Raw genomic sequence first — 21033 nt, forward strand, 5'->3', positions numbered from 1 at the left:
CTTGGAGCAAAACGGAAATGCTCTAACCACTAGGATGCCGCCTTCAACAGCCGGTAATGTGTCGTCATCGCCTGGCCCTCGACATCCACCACCTCTTCGATCGGCCCGGCCTCGCGGGCCATCGCCACGCGATAGCGCCTGGGCGCCATACCCGTCATCCGCTTGAAAGCGTTGCTGAAGGCGCTTTCGGATGTGTAGCCGAGCGAAAGCGCCAGCGCCGAAACCGGCATGCTGCCCTCCCGCAGCTCGCGTTCGGCAAGGCGCATGCGCCAGCCGGTGAGATAGGTGAGCGGCGCCACCCCCGCCACGGTCTTGAACCGCAGGGCAAAGCTCGTGCGCGACATGCCGGCCGCCTTTGCCAGTTCGCCAAGCTGCCAGGACCGGCCGGGATCGCCATGCATCAGCCGCAGCGCCGGCGCAATGCGATCGTCGCCGAAGGCGCGGAGCCACCCGACCGTCAGTGGCGCCGAGCTCATGATGTGCGCCCTCAGCACCTGCACGAACATCAACTGCGCAAGCTGGGTCGAGGCGAGCAGGGCGCCTGGCCGCTTTGCCGCCATCTCCCGGACCAACTGGTCGAGTAGCCAGCGCAGCACGCCGGCTTCGGCAAGGGCGGCACGCACATGAATGATCGGCGGCAGTACGTCGGACAGCAGCTCCATGCCCTGCGGTCCGAGCGCGATGTGGCCGCCGAGATAATGGAAATCCTCGCCAACGCCGTGGCGTGCCAGGCCGTCGACCTTCTCCTTGAAGGCGCCGACCGCGTCAGTGGGCGTAACGGCAAGGTCGCTCGCCAGGACGAACGAATGCCGGCCGTTCAGAAGCGCAACGTCGCCTGCTTCGAGCAGAATGGGTTCACTGCCATTGTCGAGGCAAAGCCAGCAGCGCCCTTTGGCGACCGCGCTGATCTTGATTCGGTTCGGTCGGGGGAAGCGCAGCGCCCAGGCGCCGCCGGCGATCAGCCCACCCGACACAAGGCAGCGCGCATCGAGTAGATTGAGCATTTCGGAGAGTGGGTCACTGATCATTTTTGAACGATGAAGCAGGAAATTCGGATTTGCAAGCATTCAGAATCCCATTTCCCGGGCGTACATAAGGCCATCACACACAACGGAGGCATGTCATGTCCACTCCACAGGCTCCCATCGGTTCCGGCTTCGGTGCGGCCTCGACCGCCACCGACGTCATTGCCGGACACGATCTTTCAGGCAAGGTCGCGATCGTCACCGGCGGTTATTCGGGTCTTGGTCTCGAGACGGCTCGTGTGCTCGCCGAAGCTGGCGCCAGGGTTGTCGTCCCCGCCCGCAATCTCGAAAAAGCCAAGGCAGCCGTGGAAAGCATTCCCGGCCTTGCGCTGGAAAAGCTCGACCTGATGGACCCCGGCTCGATCGACGACTTCGCCGACCGCTTCCTCGAAAGCGGCGAGCCCCTGCATCTGCTCATCAACAATGCTGCCGTCATGGCGAACCCGCTGACGCGTGACGCCCGCGGTTACGAATCGCAGTTCTCCACCAATCATCTCGGCCATTTTCAGCTTACGGCTCGCCTCTGGCCGGCACTGGTGAAGGCCGAGGGCGCGCGCGTCGTCGCCGTCTCCTCGCGCGGTCACGTCTTCTCCGGCGTCGATTTCGATGATCCGAATTTCGAGAACCGCGAATACGCGCCCTATCTCGCTTACGGCCAGTCGAAGACGGCAAATGCTCTCTTTGCGATCTCACTGGACGCTTTGGGTGCGAAGCACGGTGTCAGAGCCTTCTCGCTGCATCCCGGCGGTATAGTCACCACCGATCTGGTCCGCCACCAGTCGAGCGACTTCCTCAAGACGAGCGGCTATGTCGACGAGGATGGCAAGCCGGTCATCGATCCGCAAAACAACAAGAAGACGATTCAGCAGGGGGCGGCGACCACCGTCTGGTGCGCCGTCAGCGAGAAGCTAGAGGGGCTCGGCGGCGTCTATTGCGAGAACTGCGATATCGCCACCGCCGTCCCCGGCGATTCGACCGAGATGCTCGGCGTCCGTCCTTGGGCAACCGATCCGGAGCTCGCCGAACGCCTCTGGCAGTTGAGCGAGCGGCTGACGGGCTTCATCGCCAGCTGATGGGGCGCCGCACGGCCGGCCCACAGTCACGGAGTTCGATTTCCCTACAACCTAAGTCTAAGGTGCTGCCACTGTTTGCAACTTGTTAACCATGTTGCCTGAAGCTTTTCTGATTGGGGCGGGGGAGCGTCGGTCATGCATGCGCTGAAGGCGATAGACGATCTGGCCGCAGAACCTGTGGTCGAAGCGGTGGGGCCAGATCCCGAGGCGCTGCGCCACATCCTGCTGCGTCTTGCCGAAGAAGCCTCCACCCTTGGCATCGACCTCGTCGATATCGCCGGCGCCATCCAGGACATGGCGGGAATGTCGGCCCGGCATGCCTCGGCCTTCGATCATGTCACCCGCACCGCGCTGTCGATTGCCGAGACCAACCGCTCGGTCGCCGTGTCGCTGCGCGAGACCGACCGCACGGCGGCCGAGGCCCGCCACATGCTGAAAGAATCGGCCGACCGCCTGACCGGCTCCGTCGCCGAGATCGGCCATATGGTCCAGTCCTCCAACGAGATCGGCACTGAGATTGCCGGCTTCTCCAAGTCGCTTGCCGATGTCGACAATATTGCCGAGGAGATCAGCATCATCGCCCGCCAGACCAACCTGCTGGCGCTGAATGCCGCGATCGAGGCGGCGCGCGCCGGCGATGCGGGCAAGGGTTTTGCGGTCGTCGCCACCGAGGTCCGAGCCCTTTCGCTGCAGACCTCGAAGGCGACTGGTTCCATCCAGCAGACGCTGGACGAACTGCGTGTCAAGATCGACCGGCTGTCGGCTGTCGGCAGCGATGCGCGCGACAGTGCGGCCGGCGTGCGTGACAAGTCGGAGGCGATGCGCGGCGCCTTCGAAAGCATGGAACATGTGATCACCCGCATCCTCGACAGTTCGACTGTCATGGCCAACACCACCGAGGCGGTCGACCAGCAATGCGCCGGCTTCGTCGAGAAACTCGGCGAGATGTCAGCCGAGGTCGCCGGCTCGAATGTCAGGCTACAGCAGGCGGCAAAGCGCGTCGACAGCGTCGTCGGCCTCTCGGAAACCCTGATCCAGCTGACGGCGAGCGCCGGCGTCAAGACTGCCGACAGCCGTTGGATCGAGGAAGCGCAGTCGGTGGCAAGACAGATTTCCGGCGCCTTCGAACGTGCCGTCGCTGAAGGGCAGATCGGGCTCGATGCTCTCTTCGACCGACGCTATCGGCCGATAGCGGGCTCCGATCCGGCACAGGTGATGGCAGCCTTCACCGAACTCACCGACCGCCTGCTGCCGCCGATCCAGGAACCCGTCACAACCTTGGACGAGCGCATCGCCTTCTGCGCGGCGATCGACGAGAACGGCTATCTGCCGACTCACAACCGGAAGTTCTCGCAAGCCCAGCGGCCCGGCGACACCGTCTGGAACACCGCCAATTGCCGCAACCGCCGCATCTTCGCCGATCGCGTCGGCCTTGCCGCCGGCCGCAGCACCGCGCCCTTCCTCGTCCAGACCTACAGGCGCGACATGGGCGGCGGCAATTTCGTGATGATGAAGGATATCTCCGCTCCGATCACCGTCCGTGGACGGCATTGGGGAGGCGTGCGTCTGGCAGTCAAGGTCTGACCCCCAGGGGTCAAACTCTGACTCCCCAGGGGTCAAACTCTGACTCCCCAGGGGTCAAACTCTGACTCCCCAGGGGTCAAACTCTGACCGACCCCGCATTGCCGCCACCGGCGCGCCGGTCTATACCGCGCCGATGAGATTACGCGCCGACATCTTCGTTTCCGCCCTCTTGCGCCGCGTCTTTGCCAGCGGCGATTTCGCCGCCGTCGAGAAGAAGGGCGCGGAGGAGGCGGGTGCGATCTTCATCCGCCAGCACTTCCGCGACGGCCTGGAAACGCTCTACGCGCCGGCGCCGCAGACCGCCTTCGACGAAGGCCAGGCCGGCGACCGCCTGTTCGAGATCCGCCTGTCGCGCGGCGAACCGGAAGCGGTGCGCACGATGCTGGAGCGCGAACGCAAATTCGATCCCGATCTCTGGATCGTAGAGCTGGAGGCGGATGAACTGGGGGATATGATCCCACTTATCAGGGACAGCGGATGACGGCCGGAGGCAGCCGTCAGGTCAGCGCCATTTCAACAGCCGCTCGCTGAGATCCCAGAGCCTGTCCGCGTCGCGCAGCAGATGTTGGTCGCGGCGACCCTGTTGAATGGAGCGGTCATGCCTTCAGAAGGCTTTCGGCGCAGTCGACGACGGTCACGGCGCCGGGTCGGGGCGTAAAGCCGAGCAATCGCTGCGCCTTCTCTGAGGTGAGTCGGAACTTGCGTCCGATCAGCGGCGCCAGGCTTTTCAGCTTCGGCAGGAAGGGCAGCAGGAGCCTCACTAATATGGTCGGCAGGCGCCGTGTCGGCGTCTTGAGCCCGCTCGAACCGAGGCCCACCCGCAGCGCCCTGGCAATATCTTCCATCCACATGAATTCGCCGGCGGCGATGAAGCGTTCGCCGGCTGCCCCCGGCGAGATCATCGCCTTTATGTGCAGTTCCGCCAGATCGCGCACGTCGACCACCCAGAAGCCAAGCCGCGGCATCGCGCGCGGGCGGCCCTGCAGCAAGTCCTGGATGATCCCGGCGGAGCCGGGCGTCTCCTTGAAAAGGACCGGGCCGAAGACGGCGCCCGGCAGCACCGTCGTCAGCCGGCTGGTTTTTCCGCGCCCTTCCATGAAATCCCAGGCCGCGCGTTCTGCGAGGATCTTCGACACGCGATAGGCATCGAACTGCGGATCGTCGGGATTGGCCCAGATCGTCTCGTCGCTGATCCGGTAGGTGCTGAGCGGCGGGCGGGCGGCGGCCGCAGCCGACGTCATGACGACGCGTTTCACATCTGCCGCAATGGCCGCTCGCAACACGCGCAGAGTTCCGGCGCGGGCGGGTTCGAGGAATGCATGCTTGTCGCCGGGCTCTCCGCCGCCGAGCGGTGATGCGACATGGAGGACATAATCGCAGCCTTGCATCGCTATCTCCCAGCCTGCGTCGGCAAGCAGATCGGCGACGACGAATGAGAGGTTGTCGGTGTTCCCGGCTACTACGGCGATAGCCGAGCGAAGACCTGCTTCCCGGGAAAGGTCGCGTATCGTCGTGCGCACGAGATAACCGCGCTTCAGCAGTTCGACGATGCACCAGCCGGCCACGAATCCGGAGCCGCCGGTTACAAGCACTGTCTCAGCCATGCCGTCTCCTCGTTAACACATCAAGGTATCATGCGCCGGGATCTGCGTTCTTGCCCTCGCGACAGTCTCGTTCGTGCTGTGCTGCACAGGCCTTCGGCCCGTCGTTGCCATCAATTGTTTACACTCGTATACTTCAGGGAGAAGCAAGAGTCTACAGATGTAGATAATGGATGGAACAAGAGGAATGACACGCACCACCAACGCGCGTCCGCGTAATGCGGCGGCGACACGCGAGGCGATCCTGGCCTCCGCGAGGCGCGCATTCGCGCAATCGGGTTATGACGGCGCCGGCGTACGCGACATCGCAGCTGGCGCCGGCGTCACCGCCATGCTCGTCAATCGCTATTTCGGCTCGAAGGAGAAGCTGTTTGCCGAGGTGATTGCCGCGACGATGGCGGCCCCGATTATCCTGACGGCGGAAAACCTTGCCTCCGCAAAACTTGGCGAGGCCATCGCCGCCTCGCTTGTCGACATCACCAAGGCGGGCGATACTCCGCTGGAGGGCTTTCTCATCATGCTGCATTCGGCATCGAGCAAACGCGCCGCCGAGATCGGCCGTGAACAGATCGAGGCTGGCCATCAAAAGGTGATGACGGGTGCGCTCAGCGGCGATCTGGCGCCGCAGCGCGCCGCTCTCATTCTATCTATTGTCGCAGGTTTCCAGGTGATGCGGCAGATGATGGGCCTCTCGGCACTTGCCGATGCGGAACCCGAAGCGCTGGTGAAGCTGCTTGCACCGGTCTTCCAGTTGCTCATCGAGGCGGAGGGAGCAGACAGGCCGCTCTAAAGCATGTCGAGTAAAACTGCGCAGCGATTTTGCGATAACGACACGCGTAAAAACAAAGACCTAAAGCGCGAGGAGCGAATCTGAACGATCACGACGTGCATTAGGCGGATCGGGCTATTTTGCCTTCAGCGAGACCGCCGTCCCATGACGCGCATGTCGCGCTGCGGCGGCGCCTGGCGGATGAAGCGATAGTCGGGCGTTGCCGCCGGCGCGGGCATGGCGGGCGCTTCCGGCTTATAAGTGTAGCGATCGGCGCGCCGCCAGGCTTCGACGCGTTCGTGGCATTCTTCCGGGTCGAGCGCATCGAGCACCATCCAGCCGCGCGTGACGTTATGCTGCTGTTCGGCAAGGTGCGGATAGAGCCTTTCGAGCACGAAGACGGCGTCGAGAAAGCCCATGCCGAGGCTGGTCAGCGTCGTGGCGAGCTGCTGGCCGGAAAGATCGAGCATGATGCGCTCGGCAAGCCAGCGGCTGGCGGAAAGCGCATCGGCAAGCGCGGTTGCGAAATGCGTCGCCTCACGCGAACGGGCGAAGCGCACCAGCAGCGCCTCTTGAATGTCGGTGAGCGTGCGCAGACCGAGCCTGTCCTCGTCGGCACGGCCGAGATGGCCGGCAAGCCCGAGGATGCGCTCGCGCAACGCCTCTTCATTGGCAATCCGCTGTTCCTCCAGCGCATCTGCCTCGTTGGTCTCGGTCGGCGCTGGTGAAAGCGGGACCGCCGGCGATTCCATGACTGGCGCCGATGCGCTCGCGGATCGCGGCTGGCTCTGGCGCAGCGCCACCAGCGCATCGATGACCTTCGGCGAGAGTGAATCGCGGCTGACGATCGCCTTGACATGTGCTGCACCCTGCATGCGCGCGATGGTGATCAGCGTATCGTCGGCGACTGCCTTTGAGGCGGCAAGAAAAGGCGCCGCGATCTCGATCGGCTGGTTGCCGATGAACAGCGCTACAGCGGCCGGCATGTTCTGGCATTGGGACAGCGCCGCGACCGCCTGGCGCTTGGCCTCGTCGGAGGAAGCCTGGAACAGCGGCATGAAAAGTTCGGCGAATTGGCGCAGTTCGGACCTTGTCGGATGAGACAGGTTCTCGAAACTGCTGACAGTCGCCATCAACACCACGTCCTTTTTCCTGACGGCCAAGGGGCCTTCTAGGTCTCGAAACCGGTCACGCACAAAAACACCCCGAAAACGCAGAACAAGGGGACCAAGGGCCGATATGCGCTGGCGGAACGCATGTCAGGCCATACGGTTATGAACAAATCCTACACCGGTACGGTTAATGCATGCTGAAGATTTTATTAAAATGCTACAGAAATATACACGCGAAAAGTGTCGCGACATGGTTGGCCGGCAATATAAAAATGCGCGGTTTGAAAGGAGTATTGCAACGATGCGTATCGCTGCCGTGATGGTGGAAAAACTCAGGCGGCCCTTTGATCGCGTAGCGCGTGCAGCAGCTTTTCGCGGCTGTCGTAACCTGCCTGATAAAGGTCGAGTGCTGCGGATGCCGCGAATTGCGCGTCGACGCTTTTGATGTCGATGCGCCGTTCTGTGCACCAGGCATCAAGCGCACTGCGCAGCACGTCGAGATCGTCAGGCGAGAAAGATGAATTTACCAGCAAAGACACCGCTTGCCCTCCGCATTCCGGCAAGAACGTGGAAAATCCCGATCGATCGGAGCCCGGAAACGTGTGATCGACATGAGCGAACATACGCGCATCCGCGCGCCTCGCAATTAAATATTTTCGTGATGTATTTTTGCAACATCGCGCTTTTCCCGGCCGGCGGATTGCAGCGCCGATGTCAACTATATGAATTGTTTCTAAATTTATCCGTTGAACTCCAGCCGGCAGTTTGCGCAGGCGGGGTGAAACCAAATCAACTCTTCGAGCGTTAAAGGGGAAGTAACGTGAACTGTGTTTGGCATCGGCCGAATATTAGTAAACTGTTAACTGTCATCTGTCTCAATTCGGATAGGAACGACGCGATTTGAGTATTTGGATCGTTGAAACTCCGCATCACGGTATTTCAATCAGGTGCCGTGGGAAAGGCGCGAATGCCCTCGGTCCGGTCATCCCGGTACTGCAGGACGCGCCGGCCCGCACATTGGCGGGCAGGGTGAAATCCATCGCAAGTTCATCCGTCTCGGGCAGTGCATGGAGACGAGAATGGCAATAGTAGTCGCATTGGCGGATCGGCAGCCGCGGGCGCCGCGTCGTCCGGACAAAGAGCCCCGCGAAGCCAAGATTCTTTGGTTCACCGGCGTCCGCTACGAGCGGTTGGCCGAGAGCCCGAAACATCGTACGGCGCCCGCGCCACGCGTCAACAAGAAGTAACCGCTCTTCAACCTCAGCGAGCGGCGAATTGCTCGCAGCCGGCTTCCGTCAGGAAGTTGCGCGCAGCCTCATCGAAGCTCGCCTGCGGCGCCAGCGTCCGCAGCACGGCATAGCCGTCAGGCCGTGCCATTTCCACCAGGATCGCCTGTTGCAGCTCCTGCGGCAAGTTCTTGCGCAGGTCTGTCAGCTGGATCGGACTGCCGGCCAGCACATCGAGCGCGCCGCCGACCGATGTCCTGTCGTTCATGCTGAAGACCTCGTTGGAGGCGCTGTCGTAGATCGCGATCGACCAGAAGGGCACATTGCCCTTGGCAGTGAAATGCACCGGCGCATCCTCGACGTCGAAGGAGCAGACGGCGGTGCGCAGGAAGGGGTCGCCATTGGCAAGGCCGGCTTCGTCATACTGGTTGCCAAGCAGGTAGAAATTGTTGAGGTCGCCCTCTGCCTCCACGCGGGTCGCCGCATCCCTGCCGGTGAAATGCGGCAGCGACAGGATGATCACGAGATGCAGCAGGGCTGCGCCGAAAAGACCGGTCAGGACCGCGAAGAATATCCTAAGCATTGCCGCATCCGGTCTTGGTGAGCTTCGGCATAGCGAGGTCGATCACGCCGGAACTGCCGGCGGTCGGGGTGTCGAACAGCGTCAGTACCAGCCGGAAGGTGCCGGCCTGTGGCAAGGCCAGCCAGTTGCCCGGCTGTGCGACGGCTGAGATCTCGATCGAGAAGCCGCTATCTTGCTGGCGCAGCACCGTCCAGGAATTCAGCGCTGAGGGATGCCCGGTCGTCACCGCCGCCGGATTGCCGCCATTGTCGGCGGTAAAGAGGGTCCAGAGCCGGGCAGGCGGCGTCTGCCCGCTGATGCGGTAGCGGCAGCCGGCATTCAGCCGCGCGCCCTCGTCGTCGACGCTCGCCGTAAACGTCAGGCCCTCGGCGCTGCCATAGAGCAGCTTGCCGGCGCGTGCCCGGTGCGACTTGGCATAAGGATCGGCCTCGACCGTCTGCAGCGCTGGAAAGGCCTCCCAGGCGCCGAGCTTGATCGCCCCGAAACCCTGTGTCGCGTCCAGCGCATAAAGCGAAATCATGATCCCGCCGCCAAAGGCGACGATCAGCGTGATCGCGATAAAGAGGGGGAATCGAAACACGTCAAGACCTTGGAAACCATATCGGATGAAAGGGTTACCACTGATTCTGGCAGGGTGGAATGCCGCGCCGTGACATGGGAGCCGATTGATCCACGGTTATGTCCATGCGGCAAAGCCGTCATGCCAAGTGCGGCAACGGCAATCCGTGCCGATATATCGAGGCGGGCGGAGGCTGATTTCGGGATCGTGCGCCAGGCGGAGCCTGCTACTCCGCGCTCGCCACCTTCGCTGGCGCGAGCGGGGCGGCATTCTTCAGCTTTTCGCCGAGCTTCTTGAGGATGTCGGTCGATTGAACCGAGAGCATGCGCGGCCGGATGAGCTGCGGCAATCCGTCCTGCGGCTTGGCGGCGGCGGTCTTGGCGAGATCCTTTTCCGAGGGCAGGGGATTTTCGACGCCGGGGATGGCGCGCAGCGTCACACCCTGGTGGGCGTAGTCCATGGCGCGCTTGAAGGTCATCGCCGGCAGCGAGCCGCCGGTCATCTCGTTGGTCGAGGTGTAGTCGTCATTGCCGAACCAGACGGCGCAGGTGTAATTGCCGGTGAAGCCGACGAACCAGGCGTCGCGATAGGCCTGGGTCGTGCCGGTCTTGCCGGCCGTCAGGATGCCGTTGTCGAGGGCTGCCTTGCGCGCCGTGCCGACATAGGGAACACGCGACAACATCTGGTTCATATAGGCGTCGGCCTGTTCGGAGAGCACGCGTTTCGGCGCCGGCTCGTCGCGGTCGAAATCGTAGAGCACGTCGCCGTCGTAATCGAGGATCTGGGTGATGCCGTGGCGGCGCGACTGGTAGCCGCCGGCCGGGAAGGTGGCATAGGCCGTCGCCTGGTCGAGGACCGTCACCTCGGAGGTGCCGATCGGGATGGTGACGTCGTCGCGGATGGGCGTTTCGACGCCGAGGTTCTTCGCCATCGCCCGGATCGGCTGAATACCGAGTTTTTCCTTGGCGAGCCGCACCGGCACGGTGTTGATCGACTGGGCGATCGCGGTCTCGAGTGTGATGCGGCCGGCATAGCGGTTTGCGTAATTGTGCGGGCTCCAGTTGCCCCAGTAGATCGGCGCATCGACGATCGTCGTCTGCGGCGTCATGCCGCTCTCCATCGCCACAGCATAAGTGTAGACCTTGAAGGATGAGCCCGGCTGGCGCAGCGCCCTGCTGGCGCGGTTGAACTGGCTCTCCCCGTAATCCCGGCCGCCGACCATGGCGCGCACGGCGCCACCGTTTTCGATCATCACCATCGCGCCCTGCTTGGCGTGATAGGCCTCGCCATATTCGCGCAGCGACGTCTCGACCGAATCCTCCGCCGCCTGCTGGATGCCCATGTCGATCGTCGTGCGCACGATCAGCGAATGCTGGTGGAAGCGCGACGAAAGCCGCTGGACCTCGTCGAAAGCCCAATCGAGGAAGAAATCGGGCGATTCCACCTCGTTGCGGTCGACGACGGTGGCCGGATTGCGCCTGGCGGCGATCACCTGGCCCTCGGTCATCAACCCGCTCTGCACCAGATTGGTCAGCACTTCGTTGGCGCGGGCACGCGCCGCCGGCAGGTTGACATGCGGCGCGTATTTCGCCGGCGCCTTGAACAGGCCGGCAAGCATGGCGGATTCGGCAAGGTTCACATCGGTGATGTTCTTGCCGAAATAGAACTGCGCCGCCGCCGCCGCGCCAAAAGTACCGCCGCCCATATAGGCGCGGTCGAGATAGGTGGAGAGGATTTCCTTCTTGGAAAGGTTCGCCTCGAGCCACAGTGCCAGGAACGCCTCGGTGACCTTGCGGTCGATCGAGCGTTCGTTCGACAGGAACAGGTTCTTGGCGAGCTGCTGCGTCAGTGTCGAGCCGCCTTGGACGACTTCGCCCGCGCGCGCATTCTCGCTCATGGCGCGGAAGAGGCCGATGAAATCGATGCCGAAATGGTCGAAGAAGCGCCGGTCCTCGGTGGCGATCACCGATTTGATCAGCGAATCCGGCAGCTCGTCGATCGGTACGGAATTCTGGTGGATGACGCCGCGATGGCCGATGACGTTGCCGTAGCGGTCAGTGAAGGTGACGGCGAAATCGCCGCGGTTGCGCCAGTCTTCCTTGGTTGCCTCGAAGGCGGGCTGGGCAAGCAGCAGCATCAGCACCGAGCCGGCCGCCCCGAGCGTCAGCCCTTCGCCGGCGAGTTCGAAGACCATGCGCTTCCAGCCGCGCACGCGGAAGCGGCGGAAGAAAATGGTAATGTCTTCCCAGATCTCGGCAGCGCGGAAGCCGGCGTTCCAGACGGTCGAATCGATCCAGGAATCGATGCGCAGTAGAATGTGACGGCTCTTCGCCGGCCGCTTTTCCGCTGCCTCGCTCGCCGCTTTTCCGGGCCTTTTTTCTGGCCCGTTTTCTGGCCCATTTCCTGGCCCATTTCCTGGGTTGTCCGGATCCTGCACGTCCTGTATTCCCGCCTGATCTCGCTTCGGTCATATCAGACAAAAGCGCGAGGCCCGCATATGGCCGCAAATCTCTCCGATACCAGGAGAGAATTCTCCGAGTACCAGGAGTATACTGAAGGATTGATTGATTTTGCGGCCGATAACAAGAGAGATGCATAAGGGTCACGCGAATTTGCGGGTCGCTGTTGCATGAAACGACGATGAACGATGTGCCCTTCTGGAAGAGCAAGACGCTTGCCGAGATGACCGTCGCCGAGTGGGAAAGCCTCTGCGACGGCTGCGGCCTCTGTTGCCTCAACAAGATCGAGGAATGGGATAGCGGCGATATCTATTTCACCTCGGTCAGCTGCAAGCTGCTAGACGGCGAAAGCTGTCGCTGCTCCAGCTATGAGAACCGCTGGGATTTCGTGCCGGACTGCGTGCAGCTGACCAAGGAGAACGTGCCCGATATCGCCTGGCTGCCGCCCACCTGCGGCTACCGGCTGGTCAATGAAGGCCGCGACCTCTACTGGTGGCACCCGCTCGTCTCCGGCGACCCGGAGACCGTCCATGCGGCCGGCATTTCCGCGCGAGGCCGCGCGATCAACGAAAATGAGATCGATCTCGATGATCTCGAGGATTATGTCGTCGACTGGCCGCTGACCGTGGGCGAGGAGAAGGACGACGAGGACGCCTGAGACCGCTGGCGAAGGCTTTCTCTCGCACGGCTTGCCTCCGGCGCGATGCGTAAAATTGGCACTGGCCGCTGCTTGATTATTGAAAAGTGAGACCCTACTTGCGGTGCAACCCGCTGGTCCGGGCCCCTCTGGCGAGAGCTTCGGCACTCTTGCGATGTCGGACCTCTTCTCCGACAACCAGTGCCGACAGGGGACTATCCTTGAATCTCTCATTTTTGTTCGTCGAGTGGCTGGGAACGCCGCTCTGGATGTGGTCGAGCTTTTTCGCCCTCGTCATCGCCATTCTGTCGTTCGACCTCGGTATTCTTCATAAGCAGAACAAGGAGATCGGCGTCGGCGAAAGCGTCAGGCTTTCCGCTCTCTATATCGCGCTCGGCCTTACCTTCGGTGGTTTTGTATGGTGGTACCTCGGCTCCGAGGCCGGTCTTGCCTATATGACGGGCTTCGTCGTCGAAAAGACGCTGGCCCTCGACAACGTCTTCGTCATCGCTCTGATCTTCTCGTTCTTTGCCGTGCCGCGCATCTACCAGCACCGGGTGCTCTTCTGGGGCATTCTCGGCGTCATCGTGCTGCGCGCCATCATGATCGGCGTCGGCGCGACGCTGGTCGCCGAATTCGCCTGGCTTCTCTATATCTTCGCCGCGTTCCTGATCGTCACCGGCATCAAGATGCTGGTCATCAAGGAGGCAGAGCCTGATGTCTCGAAGAACATCCTCGTGCGCTTCATGCGCAGCCGCTTCAACGTCACCGAGGAACATCACGGCGAACGGTTCTTCGTCAGAAAGGCAAATCCCAGGACGGGGAGGATGACTTGGTTCATCACGCCGCTCTTCATGGCGCTGGTGATGGTCGAGGTGGCCGACGTTATCTTCGCCGTGGATTCGGTCCCCGCGATCTTCGCAATCACCACCGATCCGTTCATCGTCTACACCTCGAACATCTTCGCGATCCTCGGCCTTCGCGCCCTTTACTTCGCGCTTGCTGCGATGATTCATCGCTTCCGTTACCTCAAGCCGGCGCTTGCCATCGTGCTGATCTTCATCGGCTCGAAGATCTTCCTCGCCGACCTGCTGGGCCTTGAAAAATTCCCGGCCGCGCTCTCGCTCAGCATCACCTTCGCGATCATCGCAGCCGGCGTGGTCTGGAGCCTCCTCAAGACGCGGGATCCGCAGCAGCCCGCCTGAGCGGGCTCTGCACAGGGAATACGTCAACAAAGAAGGAAACAGATATGATTTCGAATTTCATCGGTTGGATTTTTGCCCTGCTCGTCGTCGATCCGTTGCAGGCTGAGATCCAGCAACAGGCTGAGCGCGCCCGGCTTCCCGTGGAGATCGTCCGCCAGTCCCAGGCCTGCCTGACATCCCAGGGGCCGAAGCTCATAGAGCGCGCCGCCGGCGACTACGGCTGGGCGGCGGCCACAGTCGTCAGCATAGCGATCGGTCATACCGCGCCGGCCGAACTTCTCGACGGCAGCGACCCGCAATGCGCAGCCCTGGTCGGCGCCCTGAAGGGAGCCGGCGCGGGTGCGTGACGGCGACCAGCTGAAAATGGACTGCGTAATGTCTGATCAAGCCGGAAATAGACGGCCGCCGCGCGGTGTGGCCACCGCGCGGCTCCGGGAGATGCTGGAACTCGCCCGGGCGAAGGGCGGCCTCTCCATCGGCGAGGCTCTGGAGGCGATGGGCTCGACCAGCATCGCCTTCACCATCCTGTTCCTGGCAATCCCGGCACTGACCCCGATTCCCGGGCCATTCGGAATGGTTTTCGGTACCGCGCTGGCGCTGGTCTCCCTCCAGATCGTTGCGGGCGGCCGGAAGGTCTGGCTGCCCGCCATCGTCAGGGATCGCCGGGTTTCATCGGCGGCGCTCGATCTCGTCGTGGGTCACGCGGTCCCGGTGATCGCCCGGGTGGAGAAGGTCGTGCGCGCCGGCCGGCTGCAGGCCCTCACCGGCCCGACGGTGCAGGCGCTGCTCGGCATTCCTGTCTTCCTGCTCGCCGTGGTGATCGCGCTGCCGATCCCCTTCGGCAATATTCTGCCGGTGTTCTCGCTGGTGGTGCTCGCCGTCGCCCTGATGGAGCGGGATGGTCTCGTCACCCTGATCGGACTGCTGCTCACATTGGCGACCATCGTCGCGACTGCCGCCTTGCTATATTTTATCAAGGCGATGATCTTCACGGCCTCTTAACCTGAATGGACAGGTACCGCGGCGAGGAAATGCCGCAACTCCGTCTGGACATAGGCAGCCACCGGCCCTTCGGCGCCAAAACCCCACCAGATGAGCGAACCCTGCCATTGCGACAGCATCAGCCGGGCGATCGTCTCCGGCGCCTTCGCCGAGCCGAAACATCGCGCGATTGCCGCCGTCAGTGCCGCTCCCCAGGCCGCACCCCGGGCACGCAGCACCGGATCGCGAAAATCCTCGCGAAGCACCAGCAGTCCCTCGCCATAGGCGGCGGCATTATCGCCGTAATCCTGCGACAGGCCGACGAGCAGCGCGACGGCGCCTTCTTGCGTTTTCGGCACGACCTCGGCAAGCCGCGCCGTTTCCGCATCAAGCCTGTCCCAGGCATAAAGCAGCGCGGCGCGCAGCATCGCCGCTTTCGTGGCGAAGCGCTGTACCAGCGTCGAGCCGGAAAGACCGCTCGTTTTCGCCACCGCCGCAAAGGTCGCCGCCTCCGGCCCCTCGGCATGGATCAGCGCCAGCACCATGGCGAGAAGCTGTTCGTCGGACAGTGTGCGGCGACGCGGCATGAAATTCCTCTTGCATTCACATTATATATAAACGATCATTCGTTTATAAACAAGGAGCGCCGGCCAATTCCTGGCGCTTCCATTACGGCATAAGGCGTTCTACAGCGCCGCGCCTCTTTAGAGGCGCAAAGGACGCTGTAACACTTTGCATTGGCGTGGAGGATGGAGAAGTGACAGCAAACTTGCGGGAGAAAGTTGCCTTGGTGGCGGGTGCCACGCGCGGCGCCGGCCGCGGCATCGCGGTGGAGCTCGGCGCCGCCGGCGCCACCGTCTACGTGACTGGGCGCACGACGCGCGCCAAGCAATCCGAATATGCCAGGCCGGAGACGATCGAAGAGACGGCCGAACTGGTAACCGCCGCAGGCGGTAAGGGTATCGCCGTGCAGGTGGACCATCTCATCAAACAACAGGTCGAGGCGCTGGTCGCCCGCATCCGCAGCGAAGCCGGTCGGCTGGATATTCTCGTCAACGACATCTGGGGCTGCGAGAAGCTATTCGAATGGGACAAGGCCGTCTGGGAGCATTCGCTGGACAAGGGCCTGCGCATGCTGCAGCTCGGCATCGAGACGCATCTGATTACCGCCCACTACGCCTTGCCGCTGATGATCGAGCGGCCCGGCGGGCTGCTGGTGGAGATGACCGACGGCACAGCCGAATACAATGCCACCCATTACCGGCTGTCGCCCTTTTACGACCTCGTCAAAACGGGCGTCACCCGCATGGCCTGGGCGCATGCGCAAGATTTGGCGAAACACGGCGCCACCGCCGTTTCGATCACGCCCGGCTGGCTGCGCTCCGAAATGATGCTGGATGCTTATGGTGTTCGCGAGGAGAACTGGCGCGAGGCGACGAAAGTGCAGCCGCATTTCGCCATTTCCGAAACGCCGCATTTCGTCGGCCGCGCCGTCGCGGCCATCGCCGCCGATCCCGACCACGCCCGCTGGAACGGCCAGTCGCTGTCGAGCGGCGGAGTGGCCAAGACCTACGGCTTCGACGATATCGACGGTTCGCGGCCGGATTGCTGGCGCTACATGGTGGAAGTGCAGGAGCCGGGCAGACCGGCTGACGTGACGGGTTATCGCTAAACAATTCCAGGGAAACGGCTTTCCCTGGAATTGGATGCAGGCAAAAGGTTAGAGCGGCTCTGCGCTTCCGTGAAAGCTAAACCGCTCTAACGCCCCGTTATCATGCTGCGGCAAGCCGCGCCGCCTCGCGAAACGAGACCAGTCGCTTCGTCTGTTCGTCCCACAGCACCAGCTTGACGCAACGCAGGCTTTCCATGAGCGTGATGCGGCCCAGATCGGCAAGCTCAGGATGATCTCGCAGCACCTCCGGCAGCCGGTAGTAAGGCACCCGGCTCGACAGATGATGCACGTGGTGGATGCCGATATTGCCGGTGATCCACCGTAGCACTGGCGGCAGGTCGTAATGCGAGGCACCGTGGAGGGCCGCATGCTGGAACTGCCAGTCCGGCTCCTTCGACCAATGTGTTTCCTCGAATTGATGCTGGACGTAGAACAACCAGACGCCGGCAGCGCCTGCCAGAAGCACGGTCGGAAGATGCACCAGTAAAAAGGGGACGATCCCGACCGCCCAGATCAGCAGCGCGGCGACCACTGCGATGGCAAGATTGGTTGCCATGGTCGAGACCCAGGGCAGGGCGCCGGAGCGCATCATGCCGAAAGGCAGGCGCTGCTTGAAGAGGAACAGCCATGCCGGTCCGATCCCGAACATCACGATCGGGTGCCGGTAGAGCCGGTAGCCGAGCCGGCCCCAGCGCGACAGCGCGTTATATTCGGCGATCGTCAGCGTTTCGATGTCGCCAACGCCGCGTTCGTCAAGGTTTCCGGCCGAGGCGTGGTGCTCCGCATGCGCCCGGCGCCAATAGTCGTAGGGCGTCAGCGTCAGGATGCCGATCGTGCGTCCAACCCAGTCGTCGACGCGGCGACGGGCGAAAAACGAGCCGTGGCCGCAATCATGCTGGATCATGAACAGCCGGAGCAGGAAGGCGGCGGCGGGAAGGACGAGGATCAGGCCGGGCCAGAAGCTGTAGTGAACCGCTGCCCAGGCGGCAGCCCAGAACAGCGCGAAGGGGACGACGGTGACGGCAAGCTCGAAAGCGCTGCGTCCGGTTCGTGGCTGGCGATATCCGGCAAGGATCTTCAACCAGCGCTTTTCAGCGAAAAGCTCGGCATTCCCCCGGGATCGCTCCGGGTTTTCGTCGGGCTCGCCCAAAGGGGCCACTTGGATTTCCTCGCACTCGCTGCGGCGCGCAGATTCGATCACAGAGTGACGCCGTGAAAGGCCGCGACGGCCGAAAGGCCGAGTGCAATCACTACGGCCGAGCGGATGAGGAAGAGCGGATAGTCGAAGTGGTACATTGTAAGAAGTGTGGTCATGGTTGCAGCAATTCCTGTTTTTCTGAAGACATGTCAATAGGTGATGATGTCACGCCGGCGCGTCCGCCAGGACGCGTTATCACTTGCGCTGTTAGGCGCAGCGAGGGCGAGAGCGGCGGCTCGATAAGAGGTTCTATTTCTTTGGAGCACTGCCCTGCGGGGCGGTTTTGGTCGCCGTCTTCATCTGATTGGCGAATGTGCTTTCCACCTTCGCTGCCTGCTTGTCCTTCTTCGGCTTCCGGACCTCGCGATTGCTTCTTACCTGTCCTTTTGCCATCGATAAAATCTCCCTTTAGATCGAAATTGAAAGCCGCAGCCTGCGTGGTATTCGCCCCGTTTGTCGGTCGCGATCGGAGATCGCGGGATCGTCATGAGGGGCAACCCGACAACACCGGGCCGCAGGGATGGAATGAAAATGATGCCTGCTGAAACCGCATCGCTGTCTGGAGGCGGATGACCGGAGAGGTCACCGAAAGCCAAACCCGACGTTGAGACGGGACGTCACCATGCTTTCGCGATCGGGAAAATGGCGGGGCCGGAAACCCGGTCACCGCTAACGCCGCATCGGCCAAATCAGCGAGCTTCCCTTATAGACTAAAATTGAGGTGCCATTAAGGCCGCCGCCGCAGGAAAGCCATATTTCCACAGGGCATAAAGCGCGCCGCGCAAAACTGCGCAGCGATTTTGCGATAGCGACACACGTAAAAACAGGACCTGAAGCGCGAGCAACGAATCTTGCGAACGCCTTAGTCATTCACGGAAAACAGGCGGATCAACTTCGTTCTTTCCATCTCCGCTCGGCCTGATGTCGACATGATGCCGCGGTCCAAACAGAGTTCTATGTCCCGTCCGATATCGAGCGGCACCAGCATGCCGCCGGCCTTGAGCAGGCGGTCTGTCATCGACAGAAGCATATCCACTTTCGCCTGGCAGCCATCGACTTCCAGGAGCGCCACCCGGCGCTCCCTGTCGATGTCGGCAAGATCTCTAGCCTGTTGCCGTTGTTGGTAAGCCCCGAATTGCACCCATCCGAAATAACCGGCCGCTGCGACGCAGATACAAAGCAAGAGGGTTTTTCGCACAATATTCCTTCGGAGCCGGGCGGCTCGCTTGCCGCTAAAGCATGTCGCGCAAAAGTGTGAAGCGGTTTTGCGCTAACGGCATGCGTAAAACAAAGACCTAAAGCGCGAGGAGTGAATCTGAAAGATCGCGACGCGCTTTAGAACATTCAGTGAGAGCATGAGGTCGTCCGAAAACCGCTCACACTTTTCGCGTTATGCTCTAGCCAGCAGCGCGTCTTTCGCGGGGCAATCCCTGTATCGCATATCGGTTAAAGACGGGGGTTACCGGTTTCGGCGGCGTCTTCAGCTTGCCGAAATGGTGTTCGAGCGCTTGTGAGAGCATGGCCGGCGAGGTGACGCCCTCTTCGAACAGCCTGATCAACAGTATGGCCGCGACGTTGAAGACACGTTCGTTGCCGATCAGGATTTTGGCGTCGTAGCCGGCGTCGTCGAGCACGCCTTGCAGCATGTCGAGATCGGACGAAGTCAGATGCGACTTTTCGAAAGTGGAAGACATCGGTCCTCCTTTCATCGGGGCAAGGGTATAAAAACCCTCAGTCGGCAGCGCCCGTACACTGGCTGCCGAAGTTGCGACCATGCGCCTTTCACCCAGGCAACGCAACGGGATTCTTGCTGCAGATATCGCTCCGGTTCATGAGCAGCCCGCACCGGTCAGGGTGCGGGCCGATGACGGTTATTCCGCCGCCTGATAGCTGGGTCTCCGGGCGGCCGATGTCCGCGGACCGGCAGCGGCAAGCAGGGTAATCGCCACCGCAAGCAGCGCCACGAAGGCGATGCCGGCGACATAGGGGTTCCAGCCGAAATGCGGTGCGGCGCCGAAGACTGCCGAGGCGGCCGCAAGCACGATGCCGCCGCCGATCTGGAATGAGGCAAAGAGCAGTCCGGAGGCGAGTCCCGCCTTGTCATCCTCCACATCGGAAAGGGCCGCAACCTGCACCGAGGGGTAGGTCAGGGCGTAACCGAGGCCGAGCGGGATCTGCGAGAACAGCACGAGCAGGATCGGATCGACATGTCCAAGTGCGGTCACCCAGAAGATGTAGCTGAACGCCTGCAGACCGACCCCCACTGCCATCAGCCCGGTGGCGCCGCGATTTTGCGCAAGCGTCGCAAAGCGGGGCGCCAGGAACATCACGAAGACACCGCCAAGCGCAAAACAGAAGCCGGTGGTGAAGGCCGACCAGCCGAGGACGTTCTGATAATAGAGCGTCGCCAGGAACTGGAAGCCGACATAGGCGCCCTGGAAGAGGGCGGCAATCGCATTGGCATGCCGGAGCTTGGCCCGCCGGAACATGCCGAGCGGCACCATTGGATCGGCATGGCGCGCTTCGACCACGAGGAAGAGCAGGATCAGCGCCAGCGACGCGACGAGCGAACCCCAGGTCGCAAAAGCCTGCCAGCCGGCGGCCGCAGCATTGGTGATGCCGAAGACGAAGAGCAGCAGCCCAGGGGTGATCGTCAGCGCGCCGGCCCAGTCGAAGGCCGGCCGCGGTCCCGTCCTTTTCGGGTCGGCGGGCAGCACCAGTGGCGCAACAAAAAGCGTCAGGATGGCGACGGGCGCGCCCATGACCAATGTCGCCCGCCAGCTGATAATCGTCGCAGCACCACCGAGCACCATGCCGAGCACGAAGCCGGCGGCGCCGGTGGAGGAGAAGACCCCGAGCGCCTTTGCCCGTGCCGTTCCCTCGCCGAAGACGGAGAGCAGCAGCGCAAGCGCCGCGGGCGCGGTGAAGGCGGCGGCAATGCCCTTGACCAATCGGGCGGCGATCAGCGTCGGGCCGCTGTTGACGAAGCCGCCGGCGATGCTGGCGGCGGCAAAGATCGCCAGCGACCAGAGAAAGACGCGGCGATGGCCGAAGACATCGGCGACCCGGCCGCCGAGCAGCAGGAAGCCGCCATAGCCGAGCACATAGGCGCTGACGGCCCATTGCAACGAGGTCGCCTCCATGCCGAGTTCGGCCTGGATGGCGGGGAGCGCAACGCCGATGGTGGAGACGTCCATGGCGTCGAGGAAATTGGCGGCGCAGAGCAGCAGCAATGCCAGCCCCGCTCCGCTTCGCGATTTGGAAAGAGTCATCGAAATCGTTCCTTCTTTGCTGCCGCCTCATCGGGGGAGGTTGCCGGGCGGCAGGGAACGAGAAAATGTACAGCTTC

General features: G+C 62.5%; 23 protein-coding genes. 10 read left to right on the forward strand and 13 right to left on the reverse strand.

Annotated features, from left to right (window positions below):
• Positions 1 to 29: 29 nt before the first annotated feature.
• Positions 30 to 1067 (reverse strand): AraC family transcriptional regulator, encoded by a 1038-nt coding sequence (locus AC244Q_RS05075; protein ID WP_012756659.1) that lies wholly within the window; start codon positions 1065 to 1067, stop codon positions 30 to 32.
• 56 nt (positions 1068 to 1123) lie between these two features.
• Between AC244Q_RS05075 and AC244Q_RS05080 the strand changes: the two genes are divergently transcribed.
• From AC244Q_RS05080 to AC244Q_RS05090, 3 genes are all read left to right on the forward strand, one after another.
• A complete protein-coding gene (locus tag AC244Q_RS05080; protein WP_113547088.1) occupies positions 1124 to 2098 on the forward strand; it encodes an oxidoreductase in 975 nt (324 codons plus the stop codon).
• A gap of 135 nt (positions 2099 to 2233) precedes the next feature.
• Complete coding sequence (locus AC244Q_RS05085) at positions 2234 to 3682, forward strand: methyl-accepting chemotaxis protein (RefSeq protein ID WP_113547089.1); 1449 nt, start codon at positions 2234 to 2236, stop codon at positions 3680 to 3682.
• A gap of 133 nt (positions 3683 to 3815) precedes the next feature.
• Complete coding sequence (locus AC244Q_RS05090) at positions 3816 to 4163, forward strand: DUF1491 family protein (RefSeq protein ID WP_113547090.1); 348 nt, start codon at positions 3816 to 3818, stop codon at positions 4161 to 4163.
• A gap of 115 nt (positions 4164 to 4278) precedes the next feature.
• On the opposite strand, the gene AC244Q_RS05095 is transcribed toward AC244Q_RS05090, so the two are convergent.
• Positions 4279 to 5286 carry an SDR family oxidoreductase gene (locus AC244Q_RS05095; protein ID WP_128407380.1) on the reverse strand — a complete coding sequence of 336 codons (1008 nt, stop codon included), beginning with the start codon at positions 5284 to 5286 and terminating at the stop codon, positions 4279 to 4281.
• 184 nt (positions 5287 to 5470) lie between these two features.
• Between AC244Q_RS05095 and AC244Q_RS05100 the strand changes: the two genes are divergently transcribed.
• Positions 5471 to 6073 carry a TetR/AcrR family transcriptional regulator gene (locus AC244Q_RS05100; protein WP_113547092.1) on the forward strand — a complete coding sequence of 201 codons (603 nt, stop codon included), beginning with the start codon at positions 5471 to 5473 and terminating at the stop codon, positions 6071 to 6073.
• A 125-nt stretch (positions 6074 to 6198) separates the two neighbouring features.
• On the opposite strand, the gene AC244Q_RS05105 is transcribed toward AC244Q_RS05100, so the two are convergent.
• Positions 6199 to 7248, reverse strand: a complete 1050-nt coding sequence (locus AC244Q_RS05105; RefSeq protein ID WP_012756663.1) for a DUF2336 domain-containing protein — start codon at positions 7246 to 7248, stop codon at positions 6199 to 6201.
• Positions 7249 to 7496: 248 nt separating this feature from the next.
• Positions 7497 to 7703, reverse strand: a complete 207-nt coding sequence (locus AC244Q_RS05110) for a hypothetical protein (protein WP_113547109.1) — start codon at positions 7701 to 7703, stop codon at positions 7497 to 7499.
• Between the two features lie 540 nt (positions 7704 to 8243).
• On the opposite strand from AC244Q_RS05110, the gene AC244Q_RS05115 reads away from it, so the two are divergent.
• The gene (locus AC244Q_RS05115) at positions 8244 to 8411 is read left to right on the forward strand and encodes a hypothetical protein (protein ID WP_164902352.1); all 168 of its coding nucleotides are present in this window, start codon (positions 8244 to 8246) and stop codon (positions 8409 to 8411) included.
• Between the two features lie 13 nt (positions 8412 to 8424).
• On the opposite strand, the gene AC244Q_RS05120 is transcribed toward AC244Q_RS05115, so the two are convergent.
• The 3 genes from AC244Q_RS05120 to AC244Q_RS05130 form a co-directional block, all read right to left on the reverse strand.
• Positions 8425 to 8973, reverse strand: a complete 549-nt coding sequence (locus AC244Q_RS05120) for a DUF1254 domain-containing protein (protein WP_012756667.1) — start codon at positions 8971 to 8973, stop codon at positions 8425 to 8427.
• Entirely contained in the window at positions 8966 to 9553 is a 588-nt protein-coding gene (locus AC244Q_RS05125; protein WP_012756668.1) for a DUF1214 domain-containing protein, read from the reverse strand. The genes AC244Q_RS05120 and AC244Q_RS05125 overlap by 8 nt, the downstream gene beginning before the upstream one ends.
• Positions 9554 to 9758: 205 nt before the next feature.
• Positions 9759 to 11969, reverse strand: coding sequence for a transglycosylase domain-containing protein (locus AC244Q_RS05130; RefSeq protein ID WP_113547093.1), 2211 nt, complete (start codon positions 11967 to 11969; stop codon positions 9759 to 9761).
• A gap of 203 nt (positions 11970 to 12172) precedes the next feature.
• On the opposite strand from AC244Q_RS05130, the gene AC244Q_RS05135 reads away from it, so the two are divergent.
• From AC244Q_RS05135 to AC244Q_RS05150, 4 genes are all read left to right on the forward strand, one after another.
• The gene (locus AC244Q_RS05135; protein ID WP_113547094.1) at positions 12173 to 12649 is read left to right on the forward strand and encodes a YcgN family cysteine cluster protein; all 477 of its coding nucleotides are present in this window, start codon (positions 12173 to 12175) and stop codon (positions 12647 to 12649) included.
• A gap of 200 nt (positions 12650 to 12849) precedes the next feature.
• The gene (locus tag AC244Q_RS05140) at positions 12850 to 13833 is read left to right on the forward strand and encodes a TerC family protein (RefSeq protein WP_012756672.1); all 984 of its coding nucleotides are present in this window, start codon (positions 12850 to 12852) and stop codon (positions 13831 to 13833) included.
• Positions 13834 to 13877: 44 nt separating this feature from the next.
• Positions 13878 to 14180, forward strand: a complete 303-nt coding sequence (locus AC244Q_RS05145) for a hypothetical protein (protein WP_012756673.1) — start codon at positions 13878 to 13880, stop codon at positions 14178 to 14180.
• Positions 14181 to 14208: 28 nt separating this feature from the next.
• The gene (locus tag AC244Q_RS05150; RefSeq protein ID WP_041935487.1) at positions 14209 to 14835 is read left to right on the forward strand and encodes an exopolysaccharide biosynthesis protein; all 627 of its coding nucleotides are present in this window, start codon (positions 14209 to 14211) and stop codon (positions 14833 to 14835) included.
• On the opposite strand, the gene AC244Q_RS05155 is transcribed toward AC244Q_RS05150, so the two are convergent.
• Complete coding sequence (locus AC244Q_RS05155; protein WP_012756675.1) at positions 14832 to 15401, reverse strand: TetR/AcrR family transcriptional regulator; 570 nt, start codon at positions 15399 to 15401, stop codon at positions 14832 to 14834. The two genes, AC244Q_RS05150 and AC244Q_RS05155, sit on opposite strands and share 4 nt — an antisense overlap.
• A gap of 170 nt (positions 15402 to 15571) precedes the next feature.
• Here AC244Q_RS05155 and AC244Q_RS05160 point away from each other — a divergent pair, with 170 nt between their 5' ends.
• A complete protein-coding gene (locus tag AC244Q_RS05160; RefSeq protein ID WP_113547095.1) occupies positions 15572 to 16486 on the forward strand; it encodes an SDR family oxidoreductase in 915 nt (304 codons plus the stop codon).
• Between the two features lie 100 nt (positions 16487 to 16586).
• Here the strand turns inward: AC244Q_RS05160 and AC244Q_RS05165 are convergent, their stop codons facing one another.
• The 5 genes from AC244Q_RS05165 to AC244Q_RS05185 all read right to left on the reverse strand — a co-directional run bounded on the left by AC244Q_RS05165 (position 16587) and on the right by AC244Q_RS05185 (position 20956).
• Positions 16587 to 17636, reverse strand: coding sequence for a fatty acid desaturase (locus tag AC244Q_RS05165; protein WP_113547096.1), 1050 nt, complete (start codon positions 17634 to 17636; stop codon positions 16587 to 16589).
• A 297-nt stretch (positions 17637 to 17933) separates the two neighbouring features.
• On the reverse strand, positions 17934 to 18077 hold the full coding sequence (locus AC244Q_RS05170) for a hypothetical protein (protein ID WP_003546677.1): 144 nt from the start codon (positions 18075 to 18077) through the stop codon (positions 17934 to 17936).
• Between the two features lie 469 nt (positions 18078 to 18546).
• On the reverse strand, positions 18547 to 18882 hold the full coding sequence (locus tag AC244Q_RS05175) for a hypothetical protein (RefSeq protein WP_012756679.1): 336 nt from the start codon (positions 18880 to 18882) through the stop codon (positions 18547 to 18549).
• A gap of 199 nt (positions 18883 to 19081) precedes the next feature.
• Positions 19082 to 19459 carry a hypothetical protein gene (locus AC244Q_RS05180; RefSeq protein WP_017993428.1) on the reverse strand — a complete coding sequence of 126 codons (378 nt, stop codon included), beginning with the start codon at positions 19457 to 19459 and terminating at the stop codon, positions 19082 to 19084.
• Between the two features lie 96 nt (positions 19460 to 19555).
• Positions 19556 to 20956, reverse strand: coding sequence for an MFS transporter (locus AC244Q_RS05185; RefSeq protein ID WP_012756681.1), 1401 nt, complete (start codon positions 20954 to 20956; stop codon positions 19556 to 19558).
• Positions 20957 to 21033 lie beyond the last annotated feature (77 nt).

The sequence above is a fragment of the Rhizobium sp. CB2179 genome (genome assembly GCF_057653455.1).

What these genes read in the sequence shown, in the direction of transcription:
- AC244Q_RS05185 (WP_012756681.1), bottom strand. Translation starts at nt 20,956, where the DNA reads ATGACTCTTTCCAAATCGCGAAGCGGAGCGGGGCTGGCATTGCTGCTG.
- AC244Q_RS05170 (WP_003546677.1), bottom strand. Translation starts at nt 18,077, where the DNA reads ATGGCAAAAGGACAGGTAAGAAGCAATCGCGAGGTCCGGAAGCCGAAG.
- AC244Q_RS05155 (WP_012756675.1), bottom strand. Translation starts at nt 15,401, where the DNA reads ATGCCGCGTCGCCGCACACTGTCCGACGAACAGCTTCTCGCCATGGTG.
- AC244Q_RS05100 (WP_113547092.1), top strand. Translation starts at nt 5,471, where the DNA reads ATGACACGCACCACCAACGCGCGTCCGCGTAATGCGGCGGCGACACGC.
- AC244Q_RS05090 (WP_113547090.1), top strand. Translation starts at nt 3,816, where the DNA reads ATGAGATTACGCGCCGACATCTTCGTTTCCGCCCTCTTGCGCCGCGTC.
- AC244Q_RS05180 (WP_017993428.1), bottom strand. Translation starts at nt 19,459, where the DNA reads ATGGTCGCAACTTCGGCAGCCAGTGTACGGGCGCTGCCGACTGAGGGT.
- AC244Q_RS05075 (WP_012756659.1), bottom strand. Translation starts at nt 1,067, where the DNA reads ATGCTTGCAAATCCGAATTTCCTGCTTCATCGTTCAAAAATGATCAGT.
- AC244Q_RS05080 (WP_113547088.1), top strand. Translation starts at nt 1,124, where the DNA reads ATGTCCACTCCACAGGCTCCCATCGGTTCCGGCTTCGGTGCGGCCTCG.
- AC244Q_RS05115 (WP_164902352.1), top strand. Translation starts at nt 8,244, where the DNA reads ATGGCAATAGTAGTCGCATTGGCGGATCGGCAGCCGCGGGCGCCGCGT.
- AC244Q_RS05120 (WP_012756667.1), bottom strand. Translation starts at nt 8,973, where the DNA reads ATGCTTAGGATATTCTTCGCGGTCCTGACCGGTCTTTTCGGCGCAGCC.
- AC244Q_RS05095 (WP_128407380.1), bottom strand. Translation starts at nt 5,286, where the DNA reads ATGGCTGAGACAGTGCTTGTAACCGGCGGCTCCGGATTCGTGGCCGGC.
- AC244Q_RS05150 (WP_041935487.1), top strand. Translation starts at nt 14,209, where the DNA reads ATGTCTGATCAAGCCGGAAATAGACGGCCGCCGCGCGGTGTGGCCACC.
- AC244Q_RS05145 (WP_012756673.1), top strand. Translation starts at nt 13,878, where the DNA reads ATGATTTCGAATTTCATCGGTTGGATTTTTGCCCTGCTCGTCGTCGAT.
- AC244Q_RS05135 (WP_113547094.1), top strand. Translation starts at nt 12,173, where the DNA reads ATGAACGATGTGCCCTTCTGGAAGAGCAAGACGCTTGCCGAGATGACC.
- AC244Q_RS05085 (WP_113547089.1), top strand. Translation starts at nt 2,234, where the DNA reads ATGCATGCGCTGAAGGCGATAGACGATCTGGCCGCAGAACCTGTGGTC.